General features: G+C 64.3%; 16 protein-coding genes. 9 read left to right on the top strand and 7 right to left on the bottom strand.

Annotated features, from left to right (window positions below):
- The first annotated feature begins 148 nt into the window (after positions 1 to 148).
- A complete protein-coding gene (locus ACLFLU_RS03140) occupies positions 149 to 3,520 on the top strand; it encodes a hybrid sensor histidine kinase/response regulator (protein ID WP_426410902.1) in 3,372 nt (1,123 codons plus the stop codon).
- A complete protein-coding gene (locus ACLFLU_RS03135; RefSeq protein ID WP_426410901.1) occupies positions 3,504 to 4,430 on the top strand; it encodes a response regulator in 927 nt (308 codons plus the stop codon). The genes ACLFLU_RS03140 and ACLFLU_RS03135 overlap by 17 nt, the downstream gene beginning before the upstream one ends.
- Positions 4,431 to 4,631: 201 nt before the next feature.
- Here ACLFLU_RS03135 and ACLFLU_RS03130 read toward each other — a convergent pair whose 3' ends face one another.
- Both ACLFLU_RS03130 and ACLFLU_RS03125 read right to left on the bottom strand, forming a co-directional pair.
- The gene (locus tag ACLFLU_RS03130) at positions 4,632 to 6,134 is read right to left on the bottom strand and encodes a flavin-containing monooxygenase (RefSeq protein ID WP_426410900.1); all 1,503 of its coding nucleotides are present in this window, start codon (positions 6,132 to 6,134) and stop codon (positions 4,632 to 4,634) included.
- A gap of 121 nt (positions 6,135 to 6,255) precedes the next feature.
- A complete protein-coding gene (locus ACLFLU_RS03125; RefSeq protein ID WP_426414205.1) occupies positions 6,256 to 7,014 on the bottom strand; it encodes a S1 family peptidase in 759 nt (252 codons plus the stop codon).
- A gap of 86 nt (positions 7,015 to 7,100) precedes the next feature.
- Between ACLFLU_RS03125 and ACLFLU_RS03120 the strand changes: the two genes are divergently transcribed.
- Positions 7,101 to 7,736: an HAD-IA family hydrolase gene (locus ACLFLU_RS03120; protein WP_426410899.1), complete on the top strand. Its 636-nt coding sequence runs from the start codon at positions 7,101 to 7,103 to the stop codon at positions 7,734 to 7,736.
- Between the two features lie 120 nt (positions 7,737 to 7,856).
- Here ACLFLU_RS03120 and mtnA read toward each other — a convergent pair whose 3' ends face one another.
- The 3 genes from mtnA to ACLFLU_RS03105 form a co-directional block, all read right to left on the bottom strand.
- Complete coding sequence (gene mtnA / locus ACLFLU_RS03115) at positions 7,857 to 8,966, bottom strand: S-methyl-5-thioribose-1-phosphate isomerase (protein ID WP_426410898.1); 1,110 nt, start codon at positions 8,964 to 8,966, stop codon at positions 7,857 to 7,859.
- 18 nt (positions 8,967 to 8,984) lie between these two features.
- Complete coding sequence (locus ACLFLU_RS03110; protein ID WP_426410897.1) at positions 8,985 to 9,860, bottom strand: S-methyl-5'-thioadenosine phosphorylase; 876 nt, start codon at positions 9,858 to 9,860, stop codon at positions 8,985 to 8,987.
- 282 nt (positions 9,861 to 10,142) lie between these two features.
- Positions 10,143 to 10,415 carry a phosphopantetheine-binding protein gene (locus tag ACLFLU_RS03105; protein ID WP_148777482.1) on the bottom strand — a complete coding sequence of 91 codons (273 nt, stop codon included), beginning with the start codon at positions 10,413 to 10,415 and terminating at the stop codon, positions 10,143 to 10,145.
- A gap of 356 nt (positions 10,416 to 10,771) precedes the next feature.
- Here ACLFLU_RS03105 and ACLFLU_RS03100 point away from each other — a divergent pair, with 356 nt between their 5' ends.
- From ACLFLU_RS03100 to ACLFLU_RS03085, 4 genes are all read left to right on the top strand, one after another.
- The gene (locus ACLFLU_RS03100; protein ID WP_426410896.1) at positions 10,772 to 11,986 is read left to right on the top strand and encodes an acyl-CoA dehydrogenase family protein; all 1,215 of its coding nucleotides are present in this window, start codon (positions 10,772 to 10,774) and stop codon (positions 11,984 to 11,986) included.
- Between the two features lie 32 nt (positions 11,987 to 12,018).
- Positions 12,019 to 12,999 (top strand): amino acid--[acyl-carrier-protein] ligase, encoded by a 981-nt coding sequence (locus ACLFLU_RS03095; protein ID WP_426410895.1) that lies wholly within the window; start codon positions 12,019 to 12,021, stop codon positions 12,997 to 12,999.
- Between the two features lie 36 nt (positions 13,000 to 13,035).
- Entirely contained in the window at positions 13,036 to 13,911 is an 876-nt protein-coding gene (locus ACLFLU_RS03090) for an acyl-CoA acyltransferase (RefSeq protein WP_426410894.1), read from the top strand.
- Between the two features lie 149 nt (positions 13,912 to 14,060).
- Positions 14,061 to 16,928: a PAS-domain containing protein gene (locus tag ACLFLU_RS03085; RefSeq protein WP_426410893.1), complete on the top strand. Its 2,868-nt coding sequence runs from the start codon at positions 14,061 to 14,063 to the stop codon at positions 16,926 to 16,928.
- On the opposite strand, the gene ACLFLU_RS03080 is transcribed toward ACLFLU_RS03085, so the two are convergent.
- A complete protein-coding gene (locus tag ACLFLU_RS03080) occupies positions 16,929 to 17,393 on the bottom strand; it encodes a MarR family winged helix-turn-helix transcriptional regulator (RefSeq protein WP_426410892.1) in 465 nt (154 codons plus the stop codon).
- A gap of 97 nt (positions 17,394 to 17,490) precedes the next feature.
- Here ACLFLU_RS03080 and ACLFLU_RS03075 point away from each other — a divergent pair, with 97 nt between their 5' ends.
- Complete coding sequence (locus tag ACLFLU_RS03075) at positions 17,491 to 17,859, top strand: antibiotic biosynthesis monooxygenase family protein (protein WP_426410891.1); 369 nt, start codon at positions 17,491 to 17,493, stop codon at positions 17,857 to 17,859.
- Positions 17,860 to 18,050: 191 nt separating this feature from the next.
- Here the strand turns inward: ACLFLU_RS03075 and ACLFLU_RS03070 are convergent, their stop codons facing one another.
- Entirely contained in the window at positions 18,051 to 19,745 is a 1,695-nt protein-coding gene (locus tag ACLFLU_RS03070) for an EAL domain-containing protein (RefSeq protein ID WP_426410890.1), read from the bottom strand.
- A gap of 219 nt (positions 19,746 to 19,964) precedes the next feature.
- On the opposite strand from ACLFLU_RS03070, the gene ACLFLU_RS03065 reads away from it, so the two are divergent.
- Positions 19,965 to 20,225 carry a hypothetical protein gene (locus tag ACLFLU_RS03065; protein WP_426414204.1) on the top strand — a complete coding sequence of 87 codons (261 nt, stop codon included), beginning with the start codon at positions 19,965 to 19,967 and terminating at the stop codon, positions 20,223 to 20,225.
- The last annotated feature ends 16 nt before the right edge of the window (positions 20,226 to 20,241 follow it).

The following is a 20,241-nucleotide window of genomic DNA, read 5'->3' as shown; positions in this document are numbered from 1 at the left end:
GCGATTGGTGCCGTGAGGATGGCTCGAATTTGTGCACCGCAAGCATACGCAAGATCGCGTATACTGCACCGCAAAATACCGACGTAGGCTTTTGGTACGGGATTTGCGAGTTCACGAGAGGTTCGGACGAGTTCGGGAGTGGGTTTAAGTGGCAGGGCGGCAGCGAATAGACCGCGTCAGGCGCCAGTACAATCAATGGGTCGCCAACCAGACGCTGGAAGACTACGCGCTGCGCTTCACCGCCAAAAGCGCGCGGCGCTGGTCCGCCGCCCGCGTCGCCAACACCGCCATCGGTGCGATCTCCTTCCTGGTGCTGGAGGCAATCGGCGGCACCATCACCCTCAATTACGGCGTCACCAACGCCGCGGCCGCGATCCTCGTCGTCTCCACCATCATCTTCTGCTGCGGCGTGCCGATTGCCTATTATGCAGCCAAATGCGGCATCGACATTGACCTGCTCACGCGCGGCGCCGGCTTCGGCTATATCGGCTCGACAATCACCTCGCTGATCTACGCCTCCTTCACCTTCATCTTCTTCGCGATCGAGGCGGTGATTCTGGCGACCGCGCTGGAGATGTGTCTCGGCATCCCGCGCCCGATCGGCTACCTCATCAGCGCGGTCGCAATCATCCCGCTCGTGACCTATGGCATCACGCTGATCAGCCGCTTCCAGCTCTGGACGCAGCCGCTCTGGGTCGTCCTGCACATCCTGCCCTTTGCCGCGATCGCATGGGCGAGCCCGCACTCCTTCACGGAATGGCATAAATTCGCCGGCGAGCACGGCGACCTCGGCGGCCATTTCGATCTGTTGCTGTTCGGTGTCGCATCCTCCGTCGTGTTCTCGCTGGTGGCGCAGATCGGCGAGCAGGTCGACTTCCTGCGATTTCTGCCGCGCGACCGCCGCACCTCCAAAGCGTCGTGGTGGATCGCCCTGATGAGCGCTGGGCCTGGCTGGATCGTGCTCGGCGCGCTGAAGCTTCTGGCCGGCTCGTTCCTCGCCTTCTTCGCGCTGAGCCACGGCGTGCCGCCCGAGGAGGCGGCCGAGCCCGCGCATATGTATCTCGTGGCCTTTCGCTACGTGCTGTCGGACCCGGACCTCGCGCTGGCGCTGACCGGCTTCTTCGTCGTGCTGTCGCAGATCAAGATCAACGTCACCAACGCCTATGCCGGCTCCATCGCCTGGTCGAATTTCTTCTCGCGCCTGACGCACAGCCATCCCGGGCGCGTGGTCTGGCTGGTATTCAACGTGATGGTGGCGCTGCTGCTGATGGAGATCGGCGTCTACAAGGCGCTGGAGCAGACGCTCGCGCTGTACTCCAACGTCGCGATCGCCTGGGTCGGCGCGCTGGTGTCCGATCTCGTCATCAACAAGCCGCTCGGCCTGCGTCCGCCGCAAGTGGAATTCAAACGGGCGCATCTCTACGACATCAATCCCGTCGGCGTCGGTGCCATGACGCTCGCGATCATCGTGTCGATCGCGGCGTTCTACGGCCTGTTCGGCCCGACCATGAAGGCGCTCGCCGCCTTCGTCGCACTGACGGTGGCCTTCGTCACCGCGCCGATCATTGCGTGGCTGACCGACGGCAAGTTCTACATCGCGCGCAAGCCGAAGCGGAGCTGGGCCAGTATCGAGGCGATCCAGTGCTGTATCTGCGAACACAGTTTTGAGCCGGAGGACATGACGTCCTGCCCCGCTTACGCCGGCCCGATCTGTTCCTTGTGCTGCTCGCTCGATGCACGCTGCCACGACCTCTGCAAACCGCATGCGCGGGCGCAGGTACAGTTTTCGGACGCGCTCAGCAGGATACTGCCGCAGCCGATCTATCAACGGATCAACTCGCAGTTCGGCCACTATATCGGCGTATTCGTGGTCTCCGCCGGTCTCGTCGCACTGGTGCTCGGGCTGATCTATCTGCAGACGTCGGCGAGCGTGCATGGCGAGAACTCGCTCGTCTCCAACGTGCTATGGAAGGTGTTCTTCTCGCTCAGCATCATCATCGGCGTGGTCGCCTGGCTGTTCGTGCTGGCGCAGCAGAGTCGCCGCGCGGCGGAGGCCGAGACACGGCGGCAGACGACGCTGCTGATCCAGGAAATCGACGCGCACAAGCGCACCGACGCAGAGCTCCAGCGCGCCAAGGAGGTTGCCGAATCCGCCAATCTCGCCAAGAGCCGTTATGTGGTGGGCCTGAGCCATGAGCTGCGTTCGCCGCTAAATGCGATCAGCGGCTATGCGCAATTGCTGGAGCAGGACGCGACGCTCAACACCAAGCCGCGCGACCAGGTCCGCGTCGTCCGCCGCAGCGCCGATCACCTCTCCGGCCTGATCGACGGCATCCTGGACATTTCCAAGATCGAGGCGGGACGGCTTTATCTCTCTCGCGACGAGGTCCGCTTAAGTGAGTTCCTCGACCAGCTCGTCGGCATGTTCCGTCTCCAGGCCGGCGCCAAGGGGATCGACTTCGTGTTCCGGCGTCCGGCGACATTGCCGACGGTGGTCTATGCCGACGAGAAGCGGCTGCGTCAGGTGCTGATCAACCTCCTCTCCAACGCCATCAAGTTCACCCAGACCGGCAGCGTCCAGTTCGTCGTGCACTACCGGAGTCCCGTCGCAGAGTTCGAGGTGACCGATACCGGCCCCGGCATCCAGGGCGACGATCTCGAACGCATTTTTGCGCCGTTCGAGCGCGGCGCGCTTGGAGTGTCGCAACCGCAGACGGGCACGGGACTGGGGCTCACCATCAGCCGGTTGCTTGCCGGTGTGATGGGCGGCGACATCAAGGTTGCCAGCACCGTTGGACGCGGCAGTACGTTCAAGGTGAAGATGCTGCTATCGGAGGTCAGCAACCCCAGGCGCATCGCGCCGGTGGAGGCGCCGGTCTCCGGCTATCACGGGGCGCGCAAGACCATTCTCATCACCGACGACGATCCGGTGCATCGCGATCTCCTGCGTGAGGTGCTGACGCCGCTCGGCTTTATCTTGCTCAGTGCCGCCGACGGCCCAGGCTGTCTTGCGCTGGCGCAGCATTGCCGGCCCGACCTGTTCCTGCTCGACATCTCGATGCCGGGCATGGACGGCTGGACCGTGGCGGAACAGCTGCGCGCCGACGGCCACCACCAGGCGCGCATCCTGATGGTGTCGGCGAGCGCGCTGGAGGCGCACGGCGCACCGCTCGCACAGCCTTTCCACGACGGCTATCTGATGAAGCCGATCGACATCCCGCGGCTGCTGGAAACCATTCGCCAACTGCTCAAGATCGAATGGCAATACGGCTCCGACGAGATCGTCGTGCCGCTGTGGCGGCCGGACAGCGGCTCGCGGCCGCCGGTCAGACATATCGAGGCGCTGATCGGGCTCGGCCAGATCGGCTACGTCAAGGCGATTCAGCTGAAGCTGGACGAGATCGGCAGCGAGCATCCTGAGCATGCCGACTTCGTCGCGGAGATGCGATCGCTGGTCGACCGCTTCGATCTCGACCAGTACATGGCAACATTGAAAACACTGCATGCTTATGAGCATTGAGCCGAAAAAGCGCGACGTCGCGCTCGTTGTCGACGACTCTCCCGAGACGCTGCGGCTGCTGACCGACGCACTCGACGGCGCCGGGATGACGGTGATGGTGGCGCTCGACGGCGCGAGCGCACTGCGCATCGTCGACCAGATCACACCCGACATCGTGCTGCTCGACGCCGTGATGCCCGGGCTGGACGGCTTCGAAACCTGCCGGCGGCTCAAGCGCGACGCAGGCCTTGCCAATGTCCCCGTGATCTTCATGACGGGCCTCGCCGAGACCGAGCACATCGTGCGCGGGCTGGAAGCCGGCGGCGTCGACTATGTGACGAAACCGATCGTGATCGAGGAGATGCTGGCGCGCATCCGCGTCCATCTCGGCAATGCGCGGCTGACCCAGAGCGCGCGCACTGCGCTCGACGTCTCCGGCCGTTTCCTGTTCGCGGTCAACCGCCAGGGCCACATCCTGTGGGCGACGCCGCAGGCACAGAAGCTGCTGGCCGATCATCACGGCGCGCAGGCCGACGACTTCGTCCTGCCGCCGTCGCTGCTGCAATGGCTGGAACAGACGAAGGGCAAGGGCAGCGCGAAGTCACAAGCCGCTTCCCTGCCTGACAATCCGCAACTCCGCTTCTATTACATGGGCGAGACCGCGCCGAACGAGTTCCTGCTGCGGCTCTCCAAGGAATCCGGCACCGCGCTGCCGCCGGAGTTCACCAGCGAGCTCGGCCTCACCACCCGCGAAGGCGAGGTGCTGGCCTGGCTCAGCAAGGGCAAGACCAATCGCGATATCGCACAGATTTTGGGCTTGAGCCCGCGCACCGTCGACAAGCATCTGGAGCAGATTTACGCCAAGCTGGGTGTGGAGAACCGCACAGCCGCGGCGGCGATTGCCACCAATGCGACGCGAAGGAATTCGTAGCCGTACCTGCGGATGTATTGAGACGCCGCTTACTCAACAGGCGGTGTCGTCCCGGCGAAGGCCGGGACCCATACCGCGTGATTTCTCGATTTTGGGCGACAGCAATACCAAACCACGAGCCTTCGCCAAACTACTCCCTGGGGTTATGGGTCCCGGCCTTCGCCGGGACGACAGCGGAATATGTGGCGACGCCAGGCCCCCTCACCCATACACAAATGCCTTGTCATCCAGATCCGTCTTCGGGATCTCGTCCTTCTCGGTCCAGTAGTCCTGGCTGTGCTGCCATTCCGGCTTGTCGCCGCGCTTGGGCAGCAGGTTCATGTCGCGCATGATATAGCCGGGGTTGAAGTTTTCCGGATCGATCCAGGGCAGGATCGGCATGTTGTGGTCTTCGGCGCGCAAGCTCACCTCGACCTTCTTGCTGCCCTTCTCCTTCATGTGGCCGAGCAGCCGGCAGACAAAGTCCGCAACAAGATCCACGCGCAGCGTCCAGCTGGCGCGGAAATAGCCGAACACCCAGACCATGTTCGGCACGCCCGTGAACATCATGCCGCGATAGGTCACGGTGTCGCCGAACGCGAGCGGCTTGCCGTCGATCTCGAAGGCGATGTCGCCGAGCGCCGACAGGTTGAAGCCGGTCGCGGTGACGATGACGTCGGCCTCCAGCAGCTTGCCGGATTTGAGCTGGATGCCGTTCTCGACGAAGCATTCGATCTCGTCGGTGACGACCGAGGCCTTGCCGCTGGCAATGCCCTTGAACAGATCGGAATCGGGCACGAAGGCGATGCGCTGCCGCCACGGGCGATAGCTCGGCGTGAAATGCGTCTCGACGTCGTAGTCCGGGCCGAGGACAGCGCTGATCTGGCCGATCAACTCCTTCTTCACCTGTTCCGGCTTGGACAAACAGAGCTTTGTGAACGCATCCTGCTCGAACAAAATCTTGCGGCGGACGATCTCGTGGATCCAGGCCTCGTCGACTTGGAGCCGGCGCAGTTCCTCGGCGATCTCGATGGCGTTGCGGCCCAGGCGGAAATAGGTCGGCGAGCGCTGCAGCATGGTGACATGCGCGCATGTGTCCGCGATGTTCGGCACCAGCGTCGCAGCGGTCGCGCCCGAGCCGATCACGACGACCTTCTTGTCCCTAAGATCGATGTCTTCCGGCCAGGTCTGCGGATGGACAATACGTCCCTTGAAGCGGTCCGTGCCCTTCCATTCCGGCGTGTAGCCTTCGGAATGGCGATAATAGCCCTGGCACATCCAGAGGAAATTGGCGGTGAAGGTCTTTGCCTCGCCGGCGTCGGTCGTCACCGCCTCGATGGTCCAGAGATTCTGCTCGCTCGACCAGCTCGCCGAAATGATCTTGTGCTTGTAGCGGATGTGGCGGGCGATATCGTTGTCGTCGATCACCTCGTTCATGTAAGCGAGGATTTCCTCGGCGGTTGCGATCGGCGGCCCGACCCAGGGCTTGAAGCTATAGCCGAAGGTGTGAAGATCGCTGTCCGAGCGAATGCCGGGATAGCGATGCGTGCTCCAGGTGCCGCCGAATGTCGCCTGCGTTTCCAGAATGACGTAGCTCGTGCCCGGAAGCTGCTTGGTGACGTGATAAGCGCTGCCGATGCCGGAGATGCCGGCGCCGACGATCAGCACGTCGAAATGTTCTGAAGCCTGTTTGGCCGTGGCGTGAGTGCGAACAGCGACATTCATTGTTGCTTCTATGCCTTGTCTTTTTCAGGCCGCCTTTGACTGGCGACGCGTTTCCTCCGCGACGGCATGGTTGCCGACCGCGCTTCCTCTGCAAAATGACATAGATCAGGTCGCGATCAAACTACAACGCCGCGCCCCAGCTCCGCGCCGTCTGCAATATCCAGTCGCGATAGAGCGTCAGTGGCGTGACCCCCGTCAATCCGCCACATCCGGCGGTACCATTTGGCCCCGTCGACCAGCTGATGACGCCGACGAGCACGGCGCCATTGGGCTTGTCCTCGAACACGGGGCCGCCGGAATCGCCGGTGCAGGCGCCGATTCCCTCGCGAACACCGTTGGTTACCGGATCGACCAGGCGGATCTGGAACGTGCCGGGCTGGCCTGTGGCGGCGAGACTGGCAACGCGCGTCGTGCCGCCGCTCTTGCCATCGCCGCGCACGGTGACGCCGATACCGGCAATCGTGAAACGGCCGCCGACCTGGATTGGAATATTCGGCATACCGACCGACACCGTCGATTTTCCCTTCAGTGGAATTTCCAGTTGCAGCAATGCCACGTCGGCCGTGGCGCGATGCGCCTGCATCGCCTGCATATTGAAGCCGGGATGGATCGCGACAGTGCGCACGTTCAGCAGCTGTGGCGCGCCGTCGACGCTGCGATCGACGATCTTGTAGTCGGCGCCGGGTTGTACGCAGTGCGCGACGGTGAGCACCAGTTTCGGTGCGATCAGGCTGCCGGTGCAGAAATTGCCGCGCGAGCCCACGATGGTGACGACGGCGCGCGCGACACCATCCGTCTGCGGCGTGCCGCCGCCGACGATGGCATGAGCGGGCGTGGCGAGCGGCAGCGCGGACACGATGAGAGTAGCGAGCTTCTTCATGGGAACACGCTCGAGCGTCGGCAGGACTGGCCCTTGCGGATAGCGCATGCTAGCCCTCTTGGAAAGGAATTGACGAGGGCAGGATAGTGGCGATCGAGGCTGTGATCTTTGATTTTGGCGGCGTGTTGACGAGCTCGCCGTTCGAGGCGTTTTCGCGGTTCGAGCAGGAGCGCGGCCTGCCCGTCGACATCATCCGGCGCACCAACGCCGCCAATCACCTTGAAAACGCCTGGGCGAAGTTCGAACGCGCCGAAGTCGATATCGATGCCTTCGACAAGCTGTTCGCCGAGGAATCGCGCGCGCTCGGTGCGGAAGTGCGCGGGCGCGACGTGCTGCCTCTGCTCCAGGGCGATCTGCGCCCTGAGATGGTCGAAGCGTTGAAGCGCATCAAGACGCGATTCAAGACCGGCTGCATCACAAACAACCTTCCGGCCAACGCCATCGGCAGCATGACCGGGCGCTCGCTCTACGTCGCCGAGGTCATGGTGCTGTTCGACCACGTCATCGAATCCGCCAAGATTGGCCTGCGCAAGCCCGACCCGCGCATTTACCAGCTCATGGTCCAGACGCTGAAGGTCGATCCGAAGAAGTGCGTTTATCTGGACGACCTCGGCGTCAATTTGAAGCCCGCGCGCGAGATGGGCATGACCACGATCAAGGTCACCAGTGGCGCGCAGGCGATCGCCGAGCTCGAGGCGGCGACGGGGTTGAAGCTGGGGTAGTCCATCCCGGTCATTGCGAGCGCAGCGAAGCAATCCAGACTGCCTCCGCGGGTAAAGACTCTGGATTGCTTCGCTTCGCTAGCAATGACGAGATCGGGGCAACGTTCTTCGCCAAACGCCCTACTCGGCCGCAGCAACAATCCGTTCAGGAAATGCGGCCGCAAGCGAGGCACGATCCGGCTTCAGCACGCCGCGTTCCGTGATGAGACCGGTGACGAGGCGCGCCGGGGTCACATCGAATGCATAGTTCGCGACCGGCGAGCCCTCCGGCACGATACGCACCGTTTCCAATCGGCCATCGGCCGTGCGGCCGGTCATGTCGGTAACCTCCGTGCCGCTGCGCTGCTCGATCGGAATGTCGCGAATGCCGTCATCGACCGCGAAGTCGATCGTCGGCGACGGCAGCGCGACGTAAAACGGCACGTTGTTGTCATGCGCGGCGAGCGCCTTCAGATAGGTGCCGATCTTGTTACAGACATCGCCGTTGGCGGCGACGCGGTCGGTGCCGACAATGGCGAGATCGACCATGCCATGCTGCATCAGATGCCCGCCGGTGTTGTCGGGGATCACCGTGTGCGGCACGCCATGATGACCGAGCTCCCAGGCGGTGAGCGAAGCGCCCTGGTTGCGCGGCCGGGTCTCGTCGACCCAGACATGGATCTTGATGCCGCGCTCATGCGCAAGATAGATCGGCGCGGTCGCGGTCCCCCAGTCGACGGTGGCGAGCCAGCCGGCGTTGCAATGGGTCAGGACGTTGAGCGTCTCGCCCGGCTTCTTCTTCGCGACGATCGCCTCGATCAGCGCGAGGCCATTGCTGGCAATGCCGCGGTTGATCTCGACGTCCTGCTCGACGATCTCGTCGGCGCGGGCGTACGCCGCTTCGGCCCGTTCGACCGGATCGATCGGTGTGAGCGTCGCACGCATCTCGTCCAGCGCCCATTTCAGATTGATCGCGGTCGGCCGCGCCACGACCAGCGTCTCGTAGGCGCGCTTGAGGCCGGCATCGGACGCATCCTCGCGCATCGCGAGCGCCATGCCGTAAGCCGCCGTCGCGCCGATCAGCGGCGCGCCACGCACCAGCATGTCGCGGATCGCAACGGCCGCGTCTTCGCACGAGGTCAGCTTTGCAACGATGAATTCATGCGGCAGCCGGCGCTGGTCGATCGCGCCGACCGACCAGCCGTCGCGCTCGCGCCAGATGCTTCGGAAATGCTTACCGTCGACCTTCATGGGATTCTGCCTTTCGTCTCAACCGCGCAGGATGCGTCCCGCCACCGCATCGAGCTTCTTCAGAAGCTCGGGATCGCGCGCCTCTGGCGCGGTGATCAGCGCGGTGTCGAGCGCACGGTCCGAACCGATCGGGCACGGCTCGTGCTCGCGCGGAAAATCTTTGGCCAGCCGCGCCACCAGCGCCTTGGCCTTGTCGGCGTTGGAGGTCAGCACGCGGATGATGTCCTGCACGGTGACCGCGTCATGATCGGGATGCCAGCAATCGAAATCGGTCACCATCGCGACGGTCGCGTAGCAAATCTCGGCCTCGCGGGCGAGCTTTGCTTCGGGCATGTTGGTCATGCCGATCACGGAATAGCCCAGCGTCTTGTAGGTCATGCTCTCCGCGTAGGTGGAGAATTGTGGCCCCTCCATGCAGACATAGGTGCCGCTGCGGGCGATCGCGATGCCCTCGGCCTCGGCGGCCGCCGCCAGATGGATGCGCAGCCGCGGCGAGACCGGATGCGCCATCGAGACATGCGCAACGCAGCCCTTGCCGAAGAACGAGCTCTCGCGCTTGTGCGTGCGGTCGACGAATTGGTCGACGAGAACGAAGGTACCGGGCGGCATCTCCTCCTTGAAGGAACCGCAGGCCGACAGCGAGATCAGGTCGGTGACGCCGGCGCGCTTCAGCACGTCGATATTGGCGCGATAGTTGATGTCGGAGGGCGACAGGCGATGCCCCTTGTCATGGCGCGGCAGGAATACGATCGGCAGGCCCGCGATGGTGCCGCGGCGCACGGGCGCCGACGGCTCGCCCCAGGGGCTCTTGATCACCTCTTCGTGCGCACCCTCGAGTCCCGGCAAATCGTAGATGCCGGAGCCGCCGATGATGCCCAATACCGCCTGCGTCATGCCTGCTCCACCCTGTGCGCCACGTGCGACATGGTTAAGCTATGCCAGTTTTGCGGCGGTTTTGGAACGGGGATGGGGCGGCCGGACTATGAAGGGCGGCGGCGCGGGCCTCACACTCAATGTCGTCCCGGCCTAGTGCGCAATTGCGCACGGGGGGCTAGGACCCATAACCCCAGTCAGAAATTTGGTGAAGACTCGTCGTTCGGGACTGCGACCATCCGCAGCCGATAGATTCCGCGGTATGGGACCCGGCGTTCGCCGGGACGACACCGGTCGTTTTAACTAAGCCGCGGTCGCTGGCTGCAGCTGGGTCGCGACCATGCGTTCCAGTGTCTCGACGGACTGGAAATTCTCCGGCGTGATCTCGGTTTGAGGGATGGTGAAGTCGAACTCGGCTTCGACGCCCAGCATCAGATTGACCATGTCCATCGAGGTCAGGCCGGCATCGACGAGTTTCGTCGACGGCGTGACATCGGCGGTGAGCGAGTTCTGCGCGAGGATGCCCTTCACCAGCTTGGTGATGCGATTGCGCAAATCGGTATCGAAGGCCTGCATCGGCAAATTTCCATCTGTCTATAAAAGGTCGGTCGTTTGCCGGTTACGATGGGCACCACGGGCCGATCCCGCAATGGGCGGCACCATTACTTCGCGTTTCTTAGTAAACGATGACTCAGATTGTCTGGAATTCCGGCTTCTTCCAAATTCCTAACACGACACCGGGATTCTCGGCGGTGCAACCAACCGGGTCTTAACTGTTCATTCGGAATTGCGGTTCGTTTACCCTCTATTTCATCGACGAATTTGAATTAAATCCGTAGCCTCCAATCACAAGCAAAGATGGTCGGATGATCGCGAACGGCATCGCAAAATGATGCCTGCGCTCTTGAACGGCGAAACGGAGGCGGACGAGCATGAACGTGCGTGAAGCAGTCCTGACTGTCGACGAGACGCAAGCGAGCCTTCTCGAAGGTCCCTCCTTGATCGAGCGTGCGGCGCGCACCGCCACCGTGGCTGCGGCCGACGCCGACGGCGTCGATCGTGACGCCCGCTTCCCCCACAAGGCTTTCGATACCGCGCGCGAGCAGAAGCTGCTCGGCGTCATGATCCCGGTTGAGTTCGGCGGCTTTGGCGCCTCGATCTACGATGTCACCGACATCTGCTACACGCTCGGACGCGCCTGCGCCTCGACCGCGATGATCTACGCGATGCATACGACCAAGGTCGCCTGCGTGATGCGCCACGGCCACGGCATTCCCTGGATGGAAACCATGATGCGCCGGGTCGCCCGCGACCAATGGCTGCTCGCCTCCTCCACCACCGAAGGCCAGAACGGCGGCAACATCCGCGCCAGCGCGGCCGCGGTCGATCACGCCGGCGACACCGTCTCGCTGGTACGCGACGCCACCGTGATCTCCTACGGCGCCCAAGCCGACGGCCTCGTCACCATCGCCCGCCGCGCCACCGAGGCCGCGGCTTCCGACCAGGTTCTGCTGGCGCTCGCCAAGGACGACTATTCACTGAAGCAGACGCAGGGCTGGGAAACGCTCGGCATGCGCGGCACCTGCTCGACCGGCTTCGAGCTGAAGGTCGATTGCTCCGCCGACCGCGTGTTCCCGGAAGCCTACGACAAGATCCACGCCCAAACCATGACGCCATTCGCGCATCTGTGCTGGTCGTCGACCTGGGCCGGCATTGCCGCCGCCTCGGTCACGCGAGCGCAGGCTTTCGTTCGCAAGGCGGCCCGCAGCTCCGGTGGTCAAATGCCGCCGGCGGCGGCGCACTTCACCGCCGCGAGAATGTCGCTGGCCAAACTGCGCGCATTGATATCGGCCAATCTCGACGCCTTCGCCCGCGCCGAGCATGACGAGCGCGCGCTCGGCTCGCTCGACTTCCAGTCCTCGATCACGCTGTTGAAGGTGCAGGCCTCGGAGCTCGCGGTCGAGACCGTGATGCATGCGATGCGCACCGCCGGCCTCTCCGGCTACCGTAACGACGGCGAGTTCACGATGGGCCGTCATCTTCGCGACGTGCTGTCGTCGCCGATCATGATCAACAACGACCGCATTCTGGCCAACGCCGCCACCTCGACCCTGATGAGCGGCGTGCCGACGAGCCTTCGTGACTAACGAAAACATTTGCAGATAACAGGAAGTCGAACATGAACATTGCTGTTCTCCCCAATTCGCCCGAGACCGCGCCGCAGATCGTCGATCCGCTTGATCATCTCGCCGAAAAACTGTTCCACCGCATGGGCTCGGACGGCGTCTACGCCCGTACCGCGCTCTATGAGGGCATCGTCGAGAAGCTCGCCGCGCTGATCACCAGCAACCGCGAAGCCGGCACCGAGGTGATGCGGTTCCCGCCGGTGATGAGCCGTGCCCAGCTGGAAAAATCCGGCTACCTCAAGAGCTTTCCGAACCTGCTCGGCTGCGTCTGCGGCCTGCATGGCACCGAACGCGAGATCAACGCCGCGGTGAGCCGTTTCGATGCCGGAGGCGACTGGACCTCGTCGCTGTCGCCGGCCGACCTCGTGCTGTCGCCCGCTGCCTGCTATCCCGTCTATCCGATCGCGGCGAGCCGCGGACCTTTGCCGAAGGGCGGCCTGCGCTTCGACGTCGCGGCCGACTGTTTCCGCCGCGAGCCGTCAAGGCATCTCGACCGGCTGCAATCGTTCCGCATGCGCGAATATGTCTGCATCGGCACGCCCGATGACGTCGCCGATTTCCGCGAGCGCTGGATGGTGCGCGCGCAGGCGATCGCGACCGATCTCGGCCTGACCTTCCGCGTCGACTATGCCAGCGACCCCTTCTTCGGTCGCGTCGGCCAGATAAAGGCGGTGAGCCAGAAACAGCAGCAGCTCAAGTTCGAGCTGCTGATCCCGCTGCGTTCGGAAGAGCAGCCGACCGCCTGCATGAGCTTCAACTATCATCGCGAACATTTCGGCACGACCTGGGGCATTCAGGACGCCAACGGCGAGCCCGCGCACACCGGCTGCGTTGCCTTCGGCATGGATCGCCTGGCCGTCGCGATGTTCCACACCCACGGCACCGATCTCTCCGCGTGGCCCGCAAAGGTGCGGGACATTCTGGGCATGCAGCCGCTAACTCCGGCTGACGCCCACGGCGAAGGCTGGCGCTAAGGTAAGAGGCCGATCATTACCACGGGTAAGACGAGCGTGATCCACACCAAGGTCCGATGCCGCGAGATCACCGAAGCCGACGTCGATGCGGTCGCGGACCTGTTGACGCGCGGCTTCGTCGGCCGCTCGCGCAATTACTGGATCCAGGGCCTGCGACGGCAGGCCTTCCGGCCGGTGCCGGAGGGCTATCCGCGCTTCGGCTACATGCTCGACAATGACGGCACCCCTGTCGGCGTGCTGCTGCTGATCTACACGACGCGTAAGGATGGCGAGGAGACCGCCATCCACTGCAACCTGTCGAGCTGGTACGTCGAGCCGGCCTATCGCAATTACGCGCCGCTGCTGACCAAGATCGCGCAGCGGCACAAGCACGTGACCTATCTCAACATCAGCCCGGCCGTCTGGACCTGGCCGATCATCGAGACGCAGGGCTTTCGCGCCTATTGCCGCGGCCTGTTCTTCTCGGTGCCGGCGCTGTCGCGCGCCCCGCGCTGGAGCAAGATCGAGGTCATCTCGCAGCATACCAAGCAGATCGAAGGGCTCTCCGACGAAGAGACCGAGCTGCTGACGCGGCACGCGCGCTACAATTGCCTCAGCCTGGTCTGCCGTACGCCGAAGGGCGTCTTCCCCTTCATTCTGCAACCGGTGCGCATCCGCCGCGGGTTCATCGCACCGCCGGCGATGCAGCTGATCTACTGCCGCAGCGCTGCCGAATACGCCGCCTGCGCCGGCCGCATCGGCCGGCTGCTGTTGCGGCTCGGCAAGGTCTCGGTGATCGTCGATTCCAACGAGCCCGTCCCCGGCCTTGTCGGTATCTATACCGAGCGGCGCGGCCGCAAATATTTCAAGGGCCCGCACCGCCCGCGGCTGGCCGACCTCACGGATACGGAACTGGTGCTCTACGGGCCGTAGTTCTTTGCACGCGCTCGGCCTGCACTCTTCGTATCGCCGGTCACCCTCCGTAAACTACGGCGCTTAAGGGAATTTTCCCGCCTCTTCGCTACGCTCAGTGGCTGAATTACGTTGCGTTAAGTCTATTGCCACCGAGATCCACTGGTCCCATGACGTCGACCCGCGACAACAAGCTCGGTGAACGCCGCGAGCAAGGCCAGGACGGCCTGCTCGCACTGAGCCAGCTTGCGCTCGACGGCATGGAACAGGGCGTCTGCGTTTACGACGCCGACAACCGGATCGTGCTGGTCAACCGCCGCTATATCGAGCTGTTCGACATGTCGGCCGACATCGTCCGACTCGGAACGCGCTACCGCGACGTGCTCGCCCACAGCGTGGCGCTCGGCAACATCCCGGCGAGCGAGCTCGACGCACTCTACGCTGCGCGGATCGCATTGATCGCGGCCGGCAAGCCATTCCGTACCCGGCAGACACTCGCGAGCGGCCTTGTCATCACGCTCGAGCTGAAGCCGCTTCCCGGCGGAGGCTGGATGACGATCTGCGACGATGTCAGCCGCCTCGCGCGGCTCGAGACCGAGCTGCAACTTCAGACCGAGCGCAGCCAGCACGCCCTCGCCCACATGTCGCACGGCCTCATCATGTATGATGCTGACAGCCGCGTGGTCGTCTGCAACGAGCGCTTCCTGCAATTCTACAACCTCGACCCCAGGATCGTGAGACCGGGCGTCTCGCACAGCACGGCCATCGAGCACTGGCTGTCGCGCGGTAACAAGGCGGACATGTCCGGCGACGAGTTCCGCGATACCCGGATGAACGACGTCCAGACCAGGAGCCCAAAGACCGTTCTCGTGACGCGCTATGACGGCCGCAGGGTACAGGCCATCTCCCGGTTCATGCCCGACGGCGGCTGGGTCACGGTGCATGAGGACGTCACCGAGCGGCTGCAGCACGAAGAGACGCTGAAGCAGCAGAATCTCATGCTGGATGCCGCGCTCGAAAACATGGCGCATGGCCTCGCGTTCTACGACAGCGACATGCGCCTGCGCATTTGCAATTCCACCTATCAGCAGATCTACCGGCTGTCGCCGGAGGAGAGCAGGCCCGGCTCGCATCTCGCCGAGCTGATCGAGCGCTCGATGGCGAACGGCGCCTTCGCCTCCGAATACAGCCCGCAGCAGATCCTGGAAGCCGCCCGCATCCGGATCGCAAACCGCGACACCTCGCCGATGCGGCGGAGCATGACCAACGACACTGTGATCTCGGTGCGCTATTGCGCGCTGCCCGAGGGCGGCTTCGTCGCCACCTATGAGGACATCACCGAGCGCGAACGCGCGGTCGAGGAGCTGAGTGAGCAGTATCGCCGCTTCGACGCAGCGCTGAACAACATGAGCCAGGGCCTGTGCATGCTCGATGCGAGCCTGCACGTGATCGTCTGCAACCGCCGCTACATCGAGATGTACGGCCTATCGCCCGACATCGTGAAGCCAGGCGTCTCGATGCGCGAGATCATGGAGCACAGCTGCGATCTCGGCATCCATCCGAACACGACCGCCGCCAAGATCTATGCCGACTATGTCGAGCGGCTGCGCGAGGGCGAGCACACGCTGCACCGCCATTTGAGCGACGGCCGCATCATCAAGCTCAACCACAAGCGGATGGAGCATGGTGGCTGGGTCGTCACCTATGAGGACGTTACCGAGCGTCACAAGGCCCAGGCCCGGGTCGCGCACATGGCGCGGCACGACTCCCTGACCGACTTGCCCAACCGCACGCTGTTCCGCGAGAAGATGGGCGAGGGATTGAACCAGGTCGCGATCGCCGGCGGCGCCATGGCCGTGCTGTGCTTCGACCTCGACAATTTCAAGACCGTCAATGACCGGCTCGGCCACGCCGCCGGCGACCGGTTGCTGCGCTGGGTCGCGTCGCGGCTGAAGGAGAATGTCGGCGAGCACGACACCGTCGCACGTCTCGGCGGCGACGAGTTCGCCGTGCTCCAGCGCGGACCGCAGCCGCAATCGGCGGAGCGGCTTGCACGACGCCTGGTCGAGATCATCGGTCACCCGCCGCCGCTGGAGAGCCAGTCGATCCATGTCGGCGTCTCCGTCGGCATCGCGATCGCGCCCGACCACGGCCTCGATGCCGACGAGCTGATGAAATGCGCCGATCTCGCGCTGTACCAGGCCAAGGCCAAGGGACGCGGCGCCTATCAGCTGTTCGAGCCCGAAATGGAAGAAGAGGCGCGCAGCCGGCACGCGCTGGAACATGACCTGCGCAGCGCGCTGGGAGCGAGCGAATTCCATCTGGTGTTCCAGCCGCAGGTGCGGCTCGACACCACCGAGCTGACCGGCTTCGAGGCGCTGCTGCGCTGGAAGCATCCGTCGCGCGGCTTCGTCTCGCCGGCCGAGTTCATTCCGATCGCCGAAGAGAACGGGTTGATCGTTCCGATCGGCGAATGGGTGCTGCGCACAGCCTGTGCCACAGCGGCCTCATGGCCGGATGTCACCGTCGCGGTCAATTTGTCGCCGGTGCAGTTCCGCTCGCGCGGACTGGTGGCGATGGTGACGAGCGCGCTTGCGGAAGCCGGCCTGCCGCCGCAGCGACTCGAGCTCGAGGTCACCGAGACGGCGCTGCTCGATGACAGCGAGGCGACGATCGAGATCCTGCACCAGCTCCGCGCCCTCGGCGTGCGGGTCAGCCTCGACGATTTCGGCGTCGGCTATTCTTCGCTGAGCTATTTGCGCAAATTTCCGTTCGACCGCATCAAGATCGACCGCTCCTTCGTCGGCACGCTCGGCGAGAGCCCCGAGAGCGTTGCCATCGTCCGCACCATCGCAAGCCTCGGTTCCGTGCTCGGCGTCGAGACCACGGCGGAAGGCGTCGAGACGGTGGAGCAGCTCGAATTCGTCCGCGAATGCGGCTGCACCGCGGTGCAAGGCTATTATTTCGGCAGGCCATGCCCTGCGGCGGAGGTGGAGCGCGCCATCGAGCGGCTGAACGCAGTCCGCCGCGTGGCTTGATCAGTCCTCGCCGGTTCCTTCGAGCCGATCGCGCAGGGCGCCGATCACGCGGTGAGCCGTCTCGATCTCCCTGACCGACAATCCATCCGACAGGCCATTGACCCACGGGACCTGCAAGCGGCCGGCGGCATCGTAGATCTGCCGGCCCTTGTCGGTGAGCACCACAAGCTGCGCCCGACGATGATGCGGGTTGGTCTCGAACACGACGAGGCCATCCCGTTCGAGGTCGTTGACGATACGCTGCACGTTCTGGCGATTGGCGCCGAGATTTCGCGCCAGCCAGGCCACCGGCTCGGGGCGCTCGGCATCGACGATCGCCCCCAGGATCTGCCAGCGCGCGCTGGTGAGGCCGAGCGACGCCACCAGCCGGTCACCGGCCGTCAGAAGCAGGCCGTTGGCCCGGAACAGGTCGAGGATGAGGCCGGTCAGGGCCTCGCCCGCCGCGGTTCGCTTGGTTCTGCTCATTCGAAACGATCATTCCTTATTGACATTATCATGTCAAATATCTATGTCATACCTTGTCGGATTGACATGATGATACCAAATTGCACGGAGTGATGTCATGCCCCAGATGCGCCCGCTCGACCCGAGCTTCCCGATCGACCGCCAGATCGCGCTCGACGCCGGCCCCGTGGTGCTGGTGAACCTGTTCACGCTCGATGCGGCCGACGAGCACAGCTTCCTGACGAGCTGGCAGGACGATGCCGCCTTCATGAAGCGGCAGCCGGGCTTCATCTCAACCCAGCTGCACCGCGCCATCGGCGACAGTCCGACCTATCTCAACTACGCGGTATGGGAATCCAACGCGCATTTCCGTGCGGCATTCACGCATCCCGAATTCCGCGCGAAGATTGCGGTCTATCCCGCTTCCGCCGTCGCGAGCCCGCATCTGTTTCAGAAGGTCGCGGTGCCCGGCATTTGCGTGACGTAGCAGCGCGTCACCCGCTCCGCTGTCATGCCCCGGCTTGACCGGGGCATCCAGTACGCCGCGGCAATAGTTGGTGCACACAACTCCTGCCGCGGAGTACTCGATCGCCCGCCTTCGCGGGCGATGACAGCCAGCATGTGGATAGCGAGCGCTTGCCGCAAACCCGTCATCACTGAGCGATGCGAGGACGCAGTTTACCCCGCTGCGGGCAGCACGCTATCCGGCGGCGCGCCCCACGGGCGATCGGTTGACGCCAGCGCGATCAGGCGGCCCTGGATATAGTCGCAGCCCCAGTCGCGCAGCATGTTGGCGGCCTCCTCGTCCTGCACCCATTCGGCGACGGTCTTGATGTCGAGGCGGCGGGCGAGGTCGATCAAGGTCTGCACGAAGGCGCGGTCGTCGGCGGAATGCGTAATGTTCTGTACGAACGCGCCGTCGATCTTGACGATATCCACGCCGAGCTTGCGCAAATTGCGGAACGAGGTGTAGCCGGCGCCGAAATCGTCGATCGCTATCCTGCTGCCGAAATTCTTGAGGCGGCCGACGAAGGCGCGGACGTCGTCGATGTCCTGGATCGCGACCGTCTCGGTGATCTCGACGATCAGCCGCTCGGCGACGCCGGGATGGGCGCGCATCAGCGATTCGATTCCGGCCCACCAGTCGGGATCCATCGTGGTATCCGGCGAGATGTTGAGGCTGAGGCGGATGTCGGGCGCGGCCGCGAGCTCGGCAACCACGAGCTCGAGCACGCGGTGATCGACCAGGCGGATGAGGCCGAGCCGTTCGGCGACCGGCACGATGTCGGGCGCGAGCAGCACCTGTCCGTCACCCTGGTCCATCCGCACCAGGCATTCGTGGAACGCGCCCTCGCGCGTGGCAGCCGATACCACCGGCTCATAAGCGAGCTTGATGCGGCGCTCGTTGAGCGCGGTGACGATCTCGTCGGTGACGCGAATGTTGACGCGGCGCTGCGCGTCGCGCTCGGCATTCGGACGCCAGGCGGCGAACGAGCCGGCGCGGCGGCGCTTGGCGGCATCCAGCGTCTCGTGGGCGCGGTTGATAGCCTCGTCGGTATTGCGGGCATAGCGCGGCAGGCTGACCGCACCGATCGAGACGGTGACCGAGACCGGGCCGGATTTGGTCGGCACCACCTCATCCCGGACGCCGGCGAGAAAGCGTTCCGCGGCGACGTTCATGTCGTCGACGGAGCAGTTCTTCAGGATGAGGCCGAACTTGTTGCCGGAGAAGCGGCCGAGCACGTCACCACCGCGCAAGCGCACGCGAATGCGCTTGGCGACGTCGAGGATCACGGCATCGGCGACGTCGAAGCCGAAGGCGTCGTTGACCCGGGCAAGATGATCGATGCCGACCAGCAGGAAGGCTGCGGTCGAGCGGAAGCGGCTCGTCTCCTCGATTGCCTCGGCCAGCGCCGCGATCAGGTGAGATCGGTTGAACTCGCCGGTCAGGGGATCGAGCCGGGCAAGCTTGGTCAGCTCCTCGTCACGGGCGTGCTGCTCATTGTTGATGCGGACGGAGCCGATGGCGCGCATTGGACGGCCGTCGGCACCGGCGAACCAGCGGCCGGTCTCCTCGATCCAGGCCACGGGATCGGAGGCGCTCATGCGCACGCCATATTCGACCCGGTAGGGCGTGCCGTCGGTGCCATGTACGGCGGATGTCTGCGCCAGCGCCGCGCTCCGCAGCGTCTGCACGGGCTCGATCAGCTTGGCGAACTCGGCGCCGGTCGCGAGGCGCTCGAGGGGAATGCCGGGGAAGATGACACCGGCCTGCTCGCCCCAGACGATGGCGTCGCTGGCGAGATCCCAGACGAATACGGCCTGGCCGAGAGCGGCCAGGATTTCGGAGGCTTGCGGCAATGCTGGGGTCAAAAGCGCCTCGTTTCGGGACAGCGGGGAGTCCTGAGCCGGCACAGAATACGGCCAGATTCGTCTCCGACCCTAGGCCAAGTTCATAAACAATTTGGAAACCACGTTTTCGGGCGCCTTGGAACAGAATAGGCTCGGCCGGCATAGGCCTTGCGAGACCATCACATGCACCGGCGCGAGCGTCCCAAAACGCGCCAGTTCAACCGGATTAGCGGTGTTGCGATGGCGAACGTGGACCAGATCGAAGAGGCAACGCGGGAAGCGAGTACCGCGCTGGTACCGCTGACGCCCGTTTTGCAGTTGGTCCGCAAGGTGCCGCTGACGCGCCCCGATCCGAGCTTCGTCACCCAGCTGATCGCCAATGCCGAGCATCTGCCCCAAGCAAACCGGCTGCGCCGCGGCTCGTCCGAGGACGCGCGCATGGCCTATGGCGGCAAAGGCCCGCTTCCCAGCGTGACCGCACGCACGCGCCAGATGGCGTAGCGCCGATCAGCGCAGC

This window comes from Bradyrhizobium ganzhouense (genome assembly GCF_049949285.1).
Taxonomy (GTDB): domain Bacteria; phylum Pseudomonadota; class Alphaproteobacteria; order Rhizobiales; family Xanthobacteraceae; genus Bradyrhizobium; species Bradyrhizobium ganzhouense.
This window is presented reverse-complemented; position numbering and strand designations above follow the sequence as displayed.

Coding starts and splice junctions, on each gene's coding strand:
- ACLFLU_RS03135 (WP_426410901.1), top strand. CDS start 3,504: ATGCTTATGAGCATTGAGCCGAAAAAGCGCGACGTCGCGCTCGTTGTC.
- ACLFLU_RS03130 (WP_426410900.1), bottom strand. CDS start 6,134: ATGAATGTCGCTGTTCGCACTCACGCCACGGCCAAACAGGCTTCAGAA.
- ACLFLU_RS03125 (WP_426414205.1), bottom strand. CDS start 7,014: ATGAAGAAGCTCGCTACTCTCATCGTGTCCGCGCTGCCGCTCGCCACG.
- mtnA (WP_426410898.1), bottom strand. CDS start 8,966: ATGAAGGTCGACGGTAAGCATTTCCGAAGCATCTGGCGCGAGCGCGAC.
- ACLFLU_RS03110 (WP_426410897.1), bottom strand. CDS start 9,860: ATGACGCAGGCGGTATTGGGCATCATCGGCGGCTCCGGCATCTACGAT.
- ACLFLU_RS03105 (WP_148777482.1), bottom strand. CDS start 10,415: ATGCAGGCCTTCGATACCGATTTGCGCAATCGCATCACCAAGCTGGTG.
- ACLFLU_RS03100 (WP_426410896.1), top strand. CDS start 10,772: ATGAACGTGCGTGAAGCAGTCCTGACTGTCGACGAGACGCAAGCGAGC.
- ACLFLU_RS03095 (WP_426410895.1), top strand. CDS start 12,019: ATGAACATTGCTGTTCTCCCCAATTCGCCCGAGACCGCGCCGCAGATC.
- ACLFLU_RS03085 (WP_426410893.1), top strand. CDS start 14,061: ATGACGTCGACCCGCGACAACAAGCTCGGTGAACGCCGCGAGCAAGGC.
- ACLFLU_RS03080 (WP_426410892.1), bottom strand. CDS start 17,393: ATGAGCAGAACCAAGCGAACCGCGGCGGGCGAGGCCCTGACCGGCCTC.
- ACLFLU_RS03075 (WP_426410891.1), top strand. CDS start 17,491: ATGCCCCAGATGCGCCCGCTCGACCCGAGCTTCCCGATCGACCGCCAG.
- ACLFLU_RS03065 (WP_426414204.1), top strand. CDS start 19,965: ATGGCGAACGTGGACCAGATCGAAGAGGCAACGCGGGAAGCGAGTACC.